General features: G+C 65.0%; 14 protein-coding genes. 6 read left to right on the forward strand and 8 right to left on the reverse strand.

Annotated features, from left to right (window positions below; genetic code table 11):
* Positions 1 to 20 precede the first annotated feature (20 nt).
* Positions 21 to 2,267, forward strand: coding sequence for a molybdopterin-dependent oxidoreductase (locus H977_RS0130915; protein ID WP_036477779.1), 2,247 nt, complete (start codon positions 21 to 23; stop codon positions 2,265 to 2,267).
* A gap of 81 nt (positions 2,268 to 2,348) precedes the next feature.
* On the opposite strand, the gene nrdE is transcribed toward H977_RS0130915, so the two are convergent.
* From nrdE to H977_RS0130935, 4 genes are all read right to left on the reverse strand, one after another.
* Positions 2,349 to 4,466: a class 1b ribonucleoside-diphosphate reductase subunit alpha gene (gene nrdE / locus H977_RS0130920; RefSeq protein WP_029111490.1), complete on the reverse strand. Its 2,118-nt coding sequence runs from the start codon at positions 4,464 to 4,466 to the stop codon at positions 2,349 to 2,351.
* 17 nt (positions 4,467 to 4,483) lie between these two features.
* Positions 4,484 to 4,936: a class Ib ribonucleoside-diphosphate reductase assembly flavoprotein NrdI gene (gene nrdI, locus H977_RS0130925; protein WP_029111491.1), complete on the reverse strand. Its 453-nt coding sequence runs from the start codon at positions 4,934 to 4,936 to the stop codon at positions 4,484 to 4,486.
* 35 nt (positions 4,937 to 4,971) lie between these two features.
* On the reverse strand, positions 4,972 to 5,211 hold the full coding sequence (locus tag H977_RS0130930; protein WP_029111492.1) for a redoxin NrdH: 240 nt from the start codon (positions 5,209 to 5,211) through the stop codon (positions 4,972 to 4,974).
* 503 nt (positions 5,212 to 5,714) lie between these two features.
* Complete coding sequence (locus tag H977_RS0130935) at positions 5,715 to 6,257, reverse strand: NAD(P)H-dependent oxidoreductase (RefSeq protein WP_029111493.1); 543 nt, start codon at positions 6,255 to 6,257, stop codon at positions 5,715 to 5,717.
* An 89-nt stretch (positions 6,258 to 6,346) separates the two neighbouring features.
* Between H977_RS0130935 and H977_RS0130940 the strand changes: the two genes are divergently transcribed.
* Genes H977_RS0130940 through H977_RS0130950 form a run of 3 tightly spaced genes read left to right on the forward strand, consistent with a single transcriptional unit; the run spans position 6,347 to position 9,222 of the window.
* The gene (locus H977_RS0130940; RefSeq protein WP_029111494.1) at positions 6,347 to 6,964 is read left to right on the forward strand and encodes a TetR/AcrR family transcriptional regulator; all 618 of its coding nucleotides are present in this window, start codon (positions 6,347 to 6,349) and stop codon (positions 6,962 to 6,964) included.
* Between the two features lie 4 nt (positions 6,965 to 6,968).
* A complete protein-coding gene (locus tag H977_RS0130945; protein ID WP_029111495.1) occupies positions 6,969 to 8,033 on the forward strand; it encodes a DNA polymerase IV in 1,065 nt (354 codons plus the stop codon).
* Between the two features lie 10 nt (positions 8,034 to 8,043).
* Entirely contained in the window at positions 8,044 to 9,222 is a 1,179-nt protein-coding gene (locus H977_RS0130950; RefSeq protein WP_029111496.1) for an AAA family ATPase, read from the forward strand.
* On the opposite strand, the gene H977_RS0130955 is transcribed toward H977_RS0130950, so the two are convergent.
* Positions 9,219 to 10,112, reverse strand: coding sequence for an SDR family oxidoreductase (locus H977_RS0130955; protein WP_051289247.1), 894 nt, complete (start codon positions 10,110 to 10,112; stop codon positions 9,219 to 9,221). The two genes, H977_RS0130950 and H977_RS0130955, sit on opposite strands and share 4 nt — an antisense overlap.
* Before the next feature lie 23 nt (positions 10,113 to 10,135).
* Positions 10,136 to 10,789, reverse strand: a complete 654-nt coding sequence (locus tag H977_RS0130960) for a TetR/AcrR family transcriptional regulator (RefSeq protein ID WP_029111498.1) — start codon at positions 10,787 to 10,789, stop codon at positions 10,136 to 10,138.
* Between the two features lie 128 nt (positions 10,790 to 10,917).
* On the opposite strand from H977_RS0130960, the gene H977_RS0130965 reads away from it, so the two are divergent.
* Positions 10,918 to 12,399, forward strand: coding sequence for a cytochrome P450 (locus tag H977_RS0130965; protein WP_029111499.1), 1,482 nt, complete (start codon positions 10,918 to 10,920; stop codon positions 12,397 to 12,399).
* An 87-nt stretch (positions 12,400 to 12,486) separates the two neighbouring features.
* On the opposite strand, the gene H977_RS0130970 is transcribed toward H977_RS0130965, so the two are convergent.
* A complete protein-coding gene (locus H977_RS0130970) occupies positions 12,487 to 12,981 on the reverse strand; it encodes a 2-isopropylmalate synthase (protein WP_029111500.1) in 495 nt (164 codons plus the stop codon).
* A gap of 194 nt (positions 12,982 to 13,175) precedes the next feature.
* Here H977_RS0130970 and H977_RS0130975 point away from each other — a divergent pair, with 194 nt between their 5' ends.
* Entirely contained in the window at positions 13,176 to 13,937 is a 762-nt protein-coding gene (locus tag H977_RS0130975) for a sulfite exporter TauE/SafE family protein (protein ID WP_029111501.1), read from the forward strand.
* Between the two features lie 2 nt (positions 13,938 to 13,939).
* Here H977_RS0130975 and H977_RS0130980 read toward each other — a convergent pair whose 3' ends face one another.
* The gene (locus H977_RS0130980; protein WP_029111502.1) at positions 13,940 to 15,004 is read right to left on the reverse strand and encodes a phosphotransferase family protein; all 1,065 of its coding nucleotides are present in this window, start codon (positions 15,002 to 15,004) and stop codon (positions 13,940 to 13,942) included.
* Positions 15,005 to 15,023: the final 19 nt, after the last annotated feature.

The following is a 15,023-nucleotide window of genomic DNA, read 5'->3' on the forward strand; positions in this document are numbered from 1 at the left end:
CCAACCGGTCAGGAGACGACATGCCTTCTCACAAGGTGACATGCCCGTTGTGTGAAGCGATGTGCGGTTTGCATGTCACGGTGAGTGACGGCCACGTCCAAGGCATTCGCGCCAATCCCGACGATGTGTGGTCCCGCGGGCACATCTGTCCGAAAGGGGTGTCGCTGGGGCACCTTCACGCCGATCCTGACAGGCTGCGCCGGCCGATGGTGCGTCGGCCCGACGGCACTCACGTGGCGGTGTCCTGGGAGGACGCACTCGCCGAGGCCGAACGGGTGCTGCGGCCCGTCCTCGATACCGACGGTGCCGGCGCACTGAGCGTGTACGTCGGGAACCCTGTCGCGCACAACAGTCACTTGGCGACCTACATCGGGGCGCTGATCGGCTTCGCCGAGGCGGCTGGCATGAAGGGGTACTACTCGCCGGGCACCGTCGACCAGTGGCCCCTGAACGTGGTGAGCACTCTGCTGTTCGGCGGCATGTGGAACGGCCCCATTCCCGACCTCTACCGCACGGACCACCTGATGATCCTCGGCGCCAATCCGGCTGCCTCCCAGGGGTCGATGCTGTCGGCGCCCGACATCATGGGTCTGCTGTCCGGTGTGGCGCAGCGCGGCCGCGTGGTGGTTGTCGACCCGCGTCGCACTCCGACCGCGCAGCGTGCGAGTGAGTGGGTGCCGATCCAACCCGGCACCGACGCGCTGCTGCTGTTCGCGATTCTGCGCGCCCTGGCCGAGAACGGTTGGGTCCGGCGCCCCGAGCATCTGCGCGGAAAAGTCGCTGGGCTCGATGAGATCATCGCGATGGCCGAGCCTTTCACGCCCGAAAAAGTCGCTTTCACAACGGGTATCGACGCACGCACGATCCGTCGGCTGGCCCATGACCTCGCGCATGCCGAGCACCCGGTGCTGTACAGCAGAATCGGTGCGTGCACACAGGAATTCGGCACGCTGGCCACCTGGCTGGTATTCGTGATCAATACCGCCCTCGGTGCGCTGGACCGCCCCGGCGGTTCGGTGTTCCCGAAACCGGCGGTCTGGGCGCCGATGTTCGCCAAGCCACCCGACCAGGACGAGTCGGGATGGCGGTTCGGTCGTTATCGCAGCCGTGTCCGGCGCGCACCCGAGGTGCTCAACAGCTTTCCGGTGGGCTGCCTGGCCGAGGAGATCGACACACCCGGCGAAGGACGGCTTCGCGCGCTGATCACCGTTGCCGGCAACCCCGCTGTCTCGGCGCCGGGCGCAGGGCGGCTGTCGGCGGCTTTGGGCCGCCTCGACGCGTTGATCGCGGTGGACAACTGGCTCAACGAGACCACCCGGCATGCCCATGTGATCCTGCCCGGATCGTCACCTCTGGAACTGCCCCACTTCGATGATCTGTACTGGATGTACTCCGTCGCCTCGTGCATCAAGTATTCGGAGCCGGTCTTCGAACCCGACCCCCAGCGTCCCCCTGAGTGGGAGTTGCTACTGCGACTGGGCGGCGCGATGTTCGGCACGCCGGTGCCCGAGGTCGACGTCGCCACGCTCGACGACCTCTACGTCGGTGGGATGGTCGCCACCATGTCCGGGATTCCAGGCAACCCGCTGACGGGACGTGACGCCGGGCAGGTCATGTCCGCGCTGGCAGGCAAGGGGCCAGAACGCTTGATGGATATGGGCATTCGCGTGGGGCCGTGGGGCGACCAGTTGGGCGACCGGCCGGGCGGCCTCACCCTGAGCGAGGTGCGGCGGCATCCCGATGGACTGCGGCTGGCCGAACTCGAAGGGGGACGGCTCGAGACGAGCGTGACGACACCCTCGGGGAAGGTCGAACTGCTGCACGACCATCTGGTCAGCGATGTCCCCCGGCTGCTGTCGCGCATGGAGCGCGAGACTCCCGAGCTCGTGTTGATCAGCCGACGGCATCTGCGGTCCAACAACTCCTGGCTGCACAACGTCCCTGCCCTCATGAAGGGGCGTGACCGTTGCACTCTGCTCATCCACCCTGTCGACGCGGCGCGCGCCGGTGTCGAAAACGGCGCGATGGCGAATGTCGCCACCTCCGAAGGCGCGGTTACGGTGGTTGCCGAAGTCACCGACGAGGTCAAGCCCGGTGTGGTGTCGCTGCCCCACGGCTTTGGTCACGGACTCGACGGAACGCAGTTGACCACCGCGAACCGTCATCCGGGAATCAACAACAACCTGCTCAATCCCACCGACATCATCGATGTGCCGAGCAACACCCATGCGATCAATGGCGTTCCTTGCCATGTGAGCCCGGCCTGACACCAGCGAATGGCCAGTTATGGCACGTCATTGTCGAAAAGACGTGCCATAGCTGGCCATTCGGAGCGCGCTAGTCGTGCGTCACAACATGCAGCTGACGCAGTTTTCAACCTCAGTGCCTTGCAGTGCCATCTGCCGCAACCGGATGTAGTACAGCGTCTTGATGCCCTTGCGCCAGGCGTAGATCTGCGCGCGGTTGACGTCGCGGGTGGTGGCGGTGTCCTTGAAGAACAGCGTCAGCGAAAGACCTTGATCCACATGCTGAGTTGCCGCGGCGTAGGTGTCGATGATCTTCTCGTACCCGATCTCGTACGCATCCTGGTAGTACTCCAGGTTGTCGTTCGTCAGGTACGGCGCCGGGTAGTAGACGCGACCGATCTTGCCTTCCTTGCGGATCTCGATCTTCGATGCCACCGGGTGGATCGAGGACGTCGAGTGGTTGATGTAGGAGATCGAGCCGGTCGGCGGGACGGCCTGCAGGTTCTGGTTGTAGATGCCGTGCTTCTGCACCGACTCCTTCAGCTGCTTCCAATCGTCCTGCGTCGGGATGTGGATCTCCGCATCGGCGAAGATCTGCCGGACCTTGTCGGTTACCGGCTCCCACGCCTGTTCGGTGTACTTGTCGAAGAACTCACCGGAGGCGTACTTCGAGTCCTCGAAGCCGCCGAAGCTCGTACCCCGTTCGATCGCAATGAGATTCGATGCCCGCAGGGCGTGGAACAGCACGGTGTAGAAGTAGATGTTGGTGAAGTCGATGCCCTCTTCGGAGCCGTAGTGGATCCGCTCGCGGGCAAGGTAGCCGTGCAGGTTCATCTGCCCGAGCCCGATCGCATGTGAGGTGTTGTTGCCCTGCTCGATCGAGGGCACCGACCAGATGTGCGTCTGGTCGCTCACCGCGGTCAGTGCCCGGATGGCCACCTCGATGGACTGCGCGAAGTCCGGCGAGTCCATCGTCTTCGCGATGTTCATCGACCCGAGGTTGCACGAGATGTCCTTGCCCACCTTGGAATAGGACAGATCGTCGTTGAACTCCGAGGCGGTCGAGACCTGCAGGATCTCCGAGCACAGGTTGGAGTGGGTGATCTTGCCGGCGATCGGATTGGCTCGGTTCACGGTGTCCTCGTACATGATGTACGGGTAGCCCGACTCGAACTGCAGCTCGGCCAGTGTCTGGAAGAACTCGCGTGCCTTGATCTTGGTCTTGCGGATCCGGCCGTCGTTGACCATCTCGTGGTACTTCTCGGTCACCGAGATGTCGGCGAACGGCACGCCGTAGACCTTCTCGACGTCGTACGGCGAGAAGAGGTACATGTCCTCGTTCTTCTTGGCCAACTCGAACGTGATGTCCGGGATCACCACGCCGAGGCTCAGCGTCTTGATCCGGATCTTCTCGTCGGCGTTCTCGCGCTTGGTGTCGAGGAACCGGTAGATGTCGGGATGGTGCGCGTGCAGGTACACCGCACCGGCACCTTGGCGGGCGCCGAGCTGGTTGGCGTAGGAGAACGAGTCCTCCAGCAGCTTCATGATCGGGATGACGCCCGAGCTCTGGTTCTCGATGTTCTTGATCGGGGCCCCGTGCTCACGAATGTTGGTGAGCAGCAAGGCGACTCCGCCGCCGCGCTTGGACAGTTGCAGGGCCGAGTTGATCGAGCGCCCGATGGACTCCATGTTGTCCTCGATGCGCAGCAGGAAGCAGCTGACCGGCTCGCCGCGCTGCTTCTTGCCCGAGTTGAGGAACGTGGGAGTGGCCGGCTGGAAGCGGCCGTCGATGATCTCGTCGACGAGTTTCTCGGCCAGCACGGTGTCACCGGCGGCCAGGGTCAGCGCCACCATCACGACGCGATCTTCGAAGCGCTCCAGATAGCGCTTTCCGTCGAAAGTCTTCAGTGTGTAGGAGGTGTAGTACTTGAACGCACCGAGGAACGTCGGGAACCGGAACTTCTTGGCGTAGGCGCGATCCAGCAGGCTCTTGACGAAGTTGCGGCTGTACTGGTCGAGCACCTCGCGCTCGTAGTACTCCTTCTCGACCAGGTAGTCGAGCTTCTCGTCCTGGCTGTGGAAGAACACAGTGTTCTGATTGACGTGCTGCAGGAAGTACTCCCGCGCGGCCCGCACATCTTTGTCGAACTGAATCTTGCCGTCGGCGTCGTACAAATTCAGCATCGCGTTGAGCGCGTGGTAATCAGTCTCTCCGGGCAGGGCATGCCCGGCGTTGGTTACAGGCTCTGCAGCTGTGACGGTTGGTGGCACGTCTGGTCCTTCCAAAAGTCTTTCAACCCCGCGCGGACAGCTTCGACATCGTCCGGGGTTCCCATGAGTTCGAAGCGATAGAGGTACGGCACACCGCATTTGCGCGAGACCACATTGCCCGCGTACGCGAACTCCGCACCGAAGTTGTTGTTGCCCGCGGCGATGACGCCGCGGATCAACGACCGATTGTGTTCATTGTTCAGAAACGCGATGACCTGCTTGGGCACATAGCCACCGTTGTTGACGTCGGGGGTAGCACGGCCGCCGCCGTAGGTGGGAAGGATCAGAACGTAAGGCTCGTTCACCTCGATGCGGCCGTGCAGCGGTATCCGGGTGACTCGGTCTTCGGGCCACTTCAGCTTCTCGACGAAGCGGTGGGTGTTCTCCGAGACACTGGAGAAGTAGACGAGATGGCTCATCGTGTTCTCCGTCCTCCCCCGTGGATTACCTTCCGTTACGCGCTGGCCGCGACCGTGCTGAGTGCCTTGATCCGATCCGGCCGGAAACCCGACCAGTGCTCGTTGCCGGCCACCACTACCGGGGCCTGCAGGTAGCCGAGCGCCATGACATAGTCACGGGCCTCGCTGTCAAGGGTGATGTCGACCTTCTCGAACTCGATGCCCTGCTTCTCCAACGCCTTGTAGGTGGCGTTGCACTGCACGCATGCGGGCTTGGTGTACACGGTGACGGTCATCTTCGGTACGGCTCCTCTTGCGGAAAGTGAAAAAAACTAGACAGGTGACTGGCAACTGATCGGGTCTTACGTTTCGCTTAAGTTCAGCGACCTTCGGGCCGCCAAAATTCCTGCCGGTCGAAGCCGCTCTCCGGCTGGTCTTGAAACCGACTCGGCCGGATTCGCTGCGCTCCGGCCGGCTCCCGAACCGTGGTGGCCTGTCGGTCTCACAGACACTACACCTAGTGGCCGACAGTTCGAAGCCATACAACATGTTCTGAATAACATTTCTGAAATTCCCAGGTCGTAAGCTTGCCAGCAACCACGTTGACGGCGTGTCGTACCCGACTTGACAGACCGTGTCGCGCCGCGCCCCTAGGTGTACCACCAGCCACCGACAAGGTGGCCTCACACACAGCGGCCGGTCCCCCAATAGCAAAGCCGCCGGCCGGGTCGTAGGACCCAACCGGCGGCAGGAATTTTGCCTGAAAGCGTCGCCAACGGCAAAACGCCAAGACGAACGCTCAGCCGACCTCAACTGTGAGCTTGCCCACAATGTCGCGGAGCGCTTCGGCAACCTCCGCGTTCTCTCTCGGATGCTTGCCATCGAGCGCCTTGCCAGGGATCGACAGCTTGAGATCCTCCACCACCCGCGGTCCGGCGATGCCGAACGACTTGCGGGTCTCGTCGTGCGCCCACACGCCGCCGTACTGTCCGAGCGCGGCGCCCACGACCGCCAGGGGCTTGCCCTTGAGCGCGCCGTTGCCGAAGGGCCGCGACAGCCAGTCGATGGCGTTCTTCAGCACGCCCGGGATGCTTCCGTTGTATTCGGGAGTGACGACCAGCGTCGCGTCGGCCTCGGCAGCCGCCGCCCGCAGCGCGACCACGGGCTCGGCCACGTCGTCGCCGTCGATGTCCTCGTTGTAGAAGGGCAGCTCTCCGAGTCGGTCGAAGATCCGCAGTACCACTCCGTCGGGTGCCTGCTCTACCGCCAGTTCGGCGAGCTGCCGGTTGATCGAAGCCGCGCGCAGGCTTCCGATCAGCACCAGCACCTTGATATCGGCCATGTTTCAGTCTCCTTGTTCGCTTCGCCCGATCTTCGCAACAATCAACCGGACTGTGGTCCGATTAATTCCGGCTGAGTTAAAGTGCAGTTGTGGCAGCCTCCGACCGCCCGCCCCGGCTCGCGGGCATCGACCCGGCGCCACAGGAGCGCGGCCAAACACGTATCGATGCCGCACGGAACCGCGCACTCATTCTCGACGCCGCACGGCGGTTGATCGCCGAGCGCGGCCCCGACGCGGTCAGTACCGACGATATCGCGATCGAAGCGGGCGTCGGGAAAGGAACGGTGTTCCGCAGATTCGGCAGCCGTGCGGGGCTGATGATGGTGCTACTGGACGAGGACGAGACCGCCGAACAGAACGCCTTCATGTTCGGCCCGCCCCCGCTGGGACCCGGCGCGCCTCCGTTGGAACGACTGCTGGCCTACGGCGCGGATCGACTCCGGTTCGTGCACTGCCATCAGGCGCTCCTGTCCGATGCCATCCGCGACCCCGCGCTCCGCTACTCCGGGCCGTTCACCTTGCACCGCACCCACGTCCGGATGTTGCTCGAAACCGCGGGCACCACAGGTGATCTCGACGGGCAGGCCGATGCCCTGATCGGGCTGCTCGACGCCGACTACCTGGCTTATCAACTCTCCCTCGGCCGCAGTCTCGACGACATGGTCACCGCCTGGCAGGACACTGCCCGCAAGTTGTGTGGCCACTAGTGCGATGACCACCTGGGTGCTGCATGTCGACCTGGACCAGTTCCTGGCCTCGGTGGAGCTGCGCCGCCACCCGGAACTTGAGGGCCTGCCCGTCATCGTCGGCGGCAGCGGTGATCCCACCGAACCCCGCAAGGTGGTCACCTGCGCGTCGTATCAGGCCCGCGAGTTCGGTGTGCACGCCGGCATGCCGTTGCGCACCGCGGCGCGCAAATGTCCCGACGCCACCTTCCTGCCGTCGGATCCAGACGCCTACGACGCGGCATCTGAACAGGTGATGGGTCTGCTGCGCGATCTCGGCCATCCGCTCGAGGTCTGGGGCTGGGACGAGGCCTATCTGGGTGCCGACGTGAGTGATCCGGTCGAGCTGGCCGAGCGCATCCGCACCGTGATCGCCGCCGAGACGGGACTATCGTGCTCGGTCGGCATCAGCGACAACAAACAGCGCGCGAAGGTCGCGACCGGCCTGGCCAAACCCGCAGGCGTGTACATGCTCACCGGGGCCAACTGGATGTCGGTGATGGGTGACCGTCCGCCCGACGCGCTCTGGGGCATCGGGCCAAAAACCACCAAAAAGCTTGCAGTGCTGGGCATTACCACCGTTGCCGACCTCGCGGCGACCGACGCCACGGTGCTCACCTCGGCCTTCGGACCCAGCACCGGGCTGTGGATCCTGTTGCTGGCCAAGGGCGGCGGCGATACCGAGGTCAGCTCCGAGCCGTGGATTCCGCGGTCACGCAGTCACGTCATCACGTTCCCCCGGGACCTCACCGACCGCGATGAGATGGATGAGGCGATCCGCGACCTGACCCGGCGGACCCTGGACGAGGTGGTCGAACAGGGCCGCATCGTCACCCGGGTGGCGGTCACGGTGCGCACGGCGACGTTCTATACGCGTACCAAGATCCGGAAGCTGAGTGCGCCCAGCACCGATGTCGACGTCATCACCGACGCCGCGCTGGCGGTGTTCGATCAGTTCGAGCTGGACCGACCGATCCGGCTGCTGGGCGTTCGGCTGGAGTTGGCCATGGACGAGGTTCCCACCGGCCCGGCTGTCACCGCCGACCAATAGCCTCGACTCCATGTTGCAGACCATCGCGATTCGGGGCTACCGCTCGTTGCGAGAGGTGATCCTGCCTTTGGCCGAACTCACGGTGGTCACCGGCGCCAACGGCAGCGGCAAGTCGTCGATCTACCGCGCACTACGGCTGCTGGCCGACTGCGGACGGGGTCAGGTGATCGGATCGCTCGCCCGCGAGGGCGGCCTGCAGTCCGTCCTGTGGGCAGGGCCCGAACAACCGAACGAGAAAACCCAGGGCACAGTCCGGACCCGTCCGGTATCCCTCGAACTCGGCTTCGCCGCGGACGATTTCGGTTATCTGGTGGATCTGGGGCTGCCACAGATGGCGGGCTCGGGTGGCGAGCCGTCGGCCTTCGCCCAGGATCCCGAGATCAAACGCGAGGTGGTGTTCGCCGGGCCGGTGCTGCGCCCAGCCTCCACCTTGGTGGGCCGCACCCGCGAGTACGCCGAGGTCGCCGCGCAATCGGGCCGCGGTTTCGACGAGCTGACCCGTTCACTGCCCAGCTATCGCAGCGTGCTGGCCGAATATGCCCACCCACATGCACTTCCGGAACTCGCCGCGATCTCCGACCGGTTGCGCGATTGGCGGTTCTACGACGGGTTCCGGGTGGACGCCGGTGCACCGGCCCGCCAACCTCACATCGGCACCCGCACCCCGGTGCTCTCCGACGACGGCTCAGATCTGGCCGCGGCGGTTCAGACCATCATCGAGGCGGGGTTCGACGATCTCGAACGCGCGGTGGCCGAGGCGTTCGACGGGGCCACGATCTCAGTGGCGGTCAACGATGGCCTGTTCGACCTGCAACTACGCCAGCGCGGCATGCTGCGCCCACTTCGGGCGGCCGAATTATCTGACGGCACACTGCGTTTCCTACTGTGGGCGACGGCACTGACCAGCCCCCGTCCGCCGTCACTGATGGTGCTCAACGAACCGGAGACCTCATTGCATCCGGACCTGGTCCGGCCGCTGGCCTCCCTCGTCAAAACCGCCACGAAGCAATCGCAGGTGGTGGTGGTGACGCATTCGCATGCCCTGATGGACTTTCTGGAAACCACACCCGCGGCTGACGAACAGCGGAGCACCGCGATCGAGGTGGAGCTGTACAAAGAGTGGGGCGAAACGAAGGTGACCGGGTTCGGCATGCTGAACACACCGTTATGGCATTGGGGAAAACGCTAGCGCTGCACGCTCTTTGGTCGCAGCGCCCGGCTGAACAGGACGTTGACCTGGCGCATCGCCACGCTGTAGGGCCACCACGCCACGCGTTTGAAGGTGTACAGGGCGCGGATGTCGGCCGAGGTGTAGATCAGGAAACGGTTGCGCACCATGCCGGCCAGGATCTTGTCGGCGGCCTTCTCCGCTGAGATGGCGTGGCCGGCGAACCGGTCCACCCACTTCTGCACGTTCGGATCGTCGCGGTCGACGCCCGCGATCTGAACAGTCTGCACCAGACCGGTTTTCACCGCACCGGGCACCACGACCGACACCCCGATGCGGTGTCGCGCCAAGTCGAACCGCAGCACCTCGCTCAGACCGCGCAGCCCGTACTTGCTGGCGCTGTAGGCGCTGTGCCAGGGCAATGCGACGATGCCGGCGGCCGAGGAGACATTCACCAGGTGCCCGCCGCGGCGGGCCTGCACCATCGGCGGCAGGAAGGTCTCGATCACGTGGATCGGACCCATCAGGTTGACGTCGATCATCGAGCGCCAGTGCTGATGGGTGAGTTGATCAACGGTTCCCCACGCCGACACCCCGGCGATGTTCATCACCACGTCCATCGACGAGTGCGCCGCGTGGACATCAGCGGCGAAGGCCGCCACCTGGTCGTAGTCAGAGATGTCCAGCGCCCGGTGTGCGGGCACCTGGGCGCCCAGCGCCCTGGCGTCGGCCACGGTCTGCGCCAACCCCACCTCGTCGCGATCGGTCAGGTAGAGCTCGGCACCGCGAGCAGCCAGGGCCAGCGCGGTGGCCCGGCCGATGCCACTGGCCGCCCCCGTGATCAGACACCTTTTCCCCTGGAAGCCCTCCCGAAGCCTCGCCCGACCGTTACCCGCGGTATCGCTCCCCATGTCGGTGAACCTTACCTGTGACGCTAGGCCTCTTGGCCACCCCACAGTGCGTTGAGCCACAGCCGCTCGACCACGTCGAGCGCACGTGCCGGGTCGGTGCCGCGCCCGACGAACGCCGAGTCGTGGGACAGCGTCATCGCCGTCGTCGCGACCAGGGTGCGCACCAGCGCGGGCAGGTCGTCGGAGATCGGGCGGGCACCGTCGTCCTGTTCGACAAGGCCGACGATCTGGCCGATCACCGCATCCTCGTAGTCGTTCATGATTTCCCGGATCTGGGCGTCGGTGTTCTGCGCGACGGTGCAGGCCGACATGATCGGGTCGTTGGTGGCGAAAACGGTGGCCGCACTGCCGACCATCCGTTTGGCGAAGGCCGCGGGGGTTTCACCGGAATCCCGGGGCGCGTAGTTGTGCGTCAACGCGGCGAGCTGTTCCATGACGTCGGACACGATGACGGCCAGTACCGCGTACTTCGAATCGAAGTAGAAGTAGAAGCCCGAGCGGGCCACCCCGGCGCGTTCGCTGATGGTGCTCACCGACAGATCGGCGAACGACTGCTCCTCGAGCAGATCCCGTACGGCCGCCACGATGGCCTCGCGTTGCCGGTCGCCCCGGCTGCGACGGGCCTGCGGACGCCCGGTGGAGCCGTTGCTGCTCCCGGGTATCGATTCGGCGGTCATGGCATTAGACCTTTGCATCCACGACGCGCCAGTTCAAAACTTGACATGCGTCAAGTCTGACAGTCAGGATGGCCTCAAGTGGTGACATCGACCACACTTCGTCAGGCTTTTATGGTCAGGAGCGGCCCATGACAACCATCAGCACCCCGCATTACCTGCTCGATCAGGCCAAGCGCCGGTTCACCCCGACACCCAACACGCTGCCGGGCATGGGCGCTCTGGAGAAGAGGCTCAAGGCCAAAGAGTGGGACCAGTTCGTCTTCGCCGAGCCCCCGGCCGGCAGCGGGCTGAAGCCGATAATGGGCGACTCAGGCTTGCCGATCATCGGCCACATGATCGAGATCTTCCGCGGCGGTCCTGACTACATCCTCGAGCAGTACCGCAAGAACGGCCCGCTCTACTACGCCCAGTCACCCGCCCTGTCCTCTGTGATGGCGCTGGGTCCCGATGCCACGCAGGCGGTCTTCTCCAACCGCAACAAGGATTTCTCGCAGCGTGCCTGGGATCCGGTGATCGGCCCCTTCTTCGAGGGCGGCCTGATGCTGCTCGACTTCGACGAGCACATGTTCCACCGCCGGATCATGCAGGAAGCGTTCACCCGCACGCGGCTGAGCGGCTACATCTCTCATATCGATTCGGTGGCCTCGGCCGTGCTGGCCAATGACTGGGTGGCCGACGACCCGCGCTTCCTGCTGCACCCGGCGATGAAGGAGCTCACCCTCGACATCGCGTCCGAAGTGTTCATGGGCGTACCGGCCGGCACCGACCGCGCCCTGGTCACCACGGTCAACAACGCGTTCACCACCACCACCCGCGCGGGCAATGCGATTGTGCGGACGCCGGTGCCCCCGCTGAAGTGGTGGCGCGGCATCCAGGCGCGCAAGACCCTCGAGGAATACTTCGCCAGTCGGATCAGCGAGAAGCGGCGGTCGGAGAGCACCGACATGTTCAGCGTGCTGTGTCATTCCGCCGACGAGGACGGCCAGTCCTTCACCGATGACCAGATCATCAGCCACATGATCTTTTTGATGATGGCCGCCCACGACACGTCCACCTCGACGATGACGACGATGTGCTACCACCTGGCGGCCAATCCGGAGTGGCAGGAACGGCTGCGCGACGACTCCGCCCGAATCGGCGACGGACCGCTGGACTTCGAGTCGTTGGACAAGCTGGAAACCTACGACATGGTGATCAACGAGTCGCTGCGGATGATGACGCCGCTGCCGTTCAACTTCCGCGAGGCCGTGCGCGACACCGAGCTGCTGGGCTACTTCATCCCGGCCGGCACGAGCGTGGTGACGTGGCCCTCGATCAACCACCGGCTGCCCGAGCTGTGGACCGAGCCGGAGAAGTTCGACCCGGATCGCTTCGCCGAGCCCCGCAGCGAGCACAAGAGGCACCGCTACGCGTTCGCCCCGTTCGGCGGTGGCGCGCACAAGTGCATCGGCATGGTGTTCGGCCAGCTGGAGATCAAGACCGTGATGCACCGGCTGCTGCGCCGCTACAAGCTCGAATTGGCCAGCCCTGATTACCAGGCGAGCTACGACTACGGCGGCATGCCGGTGCCGATCGACGGCATGCCGATCGTGCTGCGCCCGCTGCACTGAGCCATTCGGCGCACCTCACCCCGCGAGCAGACGCAGACTCGCACGATTTTCCGGCCGAACATGCGATTCTGCGTCTGCTCGGCGGGGTCAGGCAGCCAATAGCCGATTGGCGCACGCGATCACCGCATGCAGCGCCGACTGCTCCGGATCATCGGCCAGGCCCATCGCCCACTCGCTGTGCAGGCCGTCGCTGCCTTCGATGAAAGTCGCGGTCCGACCGCCGGTGGGCAGCTGATGGAACGACCTGGTTTCGACGGTGATCCCGCGCGCGTAGAGCATTTCGGTCAGTGCGGCGACGGGTCCGCTCGCGGCCACGGTCAACGTGCTGATGGTGTCGCCCAAAGCCAGCGTGGCCTGGTAGTGGCGGGCCTGCGGCCCCAGCCTGCCGGCGGAACGCTGCGTATCGGTACAGGTCCACTGGCCGAGTTTGACTGCACCCGGGCCGGCCGCGTATTCGCCCAGGAACTGCTCCCAGGATGCGGACTCGCCGGCCTCTCGGAGGCCGCGCGGCAACGGGGTGGCGAAATGGGCCGAGAATGACATCGGATCACCCGATTGCGGTGCTTGTGCTTTGAGATTCATGTGCCGGTCTTCTCTTACTCAGAGGAAGTGACCGACGACGTAGCGAACGACCCACAGCGAGGGGTCGGTCTGATCAGACCCCGCTGCGGGTTGCTACTACGAGTCGCCTTGGCACGTTGGCGATGTTAGACGCAGCCCGGCCGGTCGCGCAAACACTTTCACTGCCTACGTATTCTCGGCGGAGTGGAAGCCTCATGAGTGTCGCCGAGGTCATCCTGCTTGTCCTCGCCGGTATCGCCGGCGGGCTCACCGGCAGCATCGCCGGCCTGGCCTCGGTGGCCACTTATCCCGCACTGCTTCTCATCGGGTTACCCCCGGTCACCGCGAACGTGACCAACACCGTGGCGTTGGTGTTCAACGGCATCGGCTCGGTGCTCGGGTCACGGCCCGAGCTCGCCGGTCAGCGGGCCTGGATCATGCGGATCATCCCGGTCGCGGTGGCCGGCGGGGCACTCGGCGCGGCCCTGCTGCTGTGCACTCCGGCCGAGGGCTTCGAGAGAGTTGTTCCGCTGTTGCTGGCCTTCGCGTCAGTGGCGATCCTGCTGCCCCGGGGCCGCCTGCGGGAGACCCGCGTGGCCGATCACCGCGAGCATCGGATCAAGGTCGCCATGGAGGCCGGGGCCATCTTCCTGATCACCATCTACGGCGGCTATTTCGGTGCCGCCGCCGGAGTGCTGCTGCTCGCGTTGCTGCTACGGACCGGCGGCGCGACACTCGCACATGCCAACGCTTCCAAGAACGTGATCCTCGGTGTCGCCAATTCGGTTGCGGCGGTGGCGTTCATCGTGGTCGCCCCGGTGTACTGGCCGGCCGTCATCCCGTTGGGCGCCGGTTGCTTGATCGGCTCACGTCTGGGTCCGGTGATCGTGCGGCGTGCACCGGCCACCCCGCTTCGGTTCCTGATCGGCGCGGCGGGCGTGGCCCTGGCGATCAAGCTCGCGATCGACACGTACTGATTTCACTCGAAGGGGTTGTCCCCCCTGGCCACCCGCGTCCCGAGCGTCAGCAGGTTCTCCGCCGAGGCGTGCAATTGCTCGCCGGCGTCGCGGCTGGCCCGCCCGGCCAGATATCTCGACCAGGTGCCCTCGATGACGATGCCGAGTTTGAAACAGGCCAGTGCCACATACCAGTTCAACCGGTCAGTGTGGCGGCCCCCTGCGGCGCGGTAGGCCTCGATGAGTTCGCTGCGGTGGGCCAGCCCTCCGAGGGCGGCCAGCGCCGATCCCGCGTTGATGGGATTGGGTTCGTCGGGCCAGCAGACCAGCATCCACCCGAGATCGAGCAGCGGATCACCGATCGTGCACATCTCCCAGTCGATGAACGCGGCCAGTTCCGGCGTGTCCCTGCGCAACAGGACATTGTTGAGGTGCGCGTCGCCGTGCATGATCCCGGGTTCGGCGTCGGGCGGGCGGTTGTCCTCCAGCCACTGCGCCAGCTCCCCCACCCCCGTCAACGACTCGGGTGAATACTGCTCGTGCCGGTAGCTTTCGAGCAGACCCTGGAACTGCGGAACCTGTCGGGCCAGAAAGGATCCGGGCCGGCGGATCGCGGCGAGCTCACTGTTCTCCCAGGCGACGTTGCCCAGTTCGGCCAGGCTTCCGGCATACGACAAGCCGACGCGGTAGCGCAGGTCGGCATCGGCTTCATACTCCGGGCTCACCTCGGTACCGGGGTTGAACCCGTCGACCTCCTCCATCAGGTAGAACACGACGCCGATGACGTCGAGGTCGGTGCAGGCGGCGATGTACCCCGGGTGCGGTACGGGCGAGCCGGCCAATGTGCGAAGCACGGCGATCTCCCGCAGCATGGTCTTGTCACTCGTGGGCCGCGGGTGTAAGGGCGGGCGGCGCAACACCATTCGACGACCGTCGACGCACATGCCCACCACGATGTTCTGGGTGCCGCCGGTCAGCGGCGCCACATCGGTCAGGGTGGTCCCGATCCGCTGATCCCGCAGCCAGCGTTGAATGGCGTCCTGATCGGTGGCACTGAGTGTCGGCAATTCCTGCACATCGTCGGGCATGCAGCCATGGTGCCAGCTG

The organism is Mycobacterium sp. URHD0025 (genome assembly GCF_000426065.1).
Classification (GTDB): Bacteria; Actinomycetota; Actinomycetes; order Mycobacteriales; family Mycobacteriaceae; genus Mycobacterium.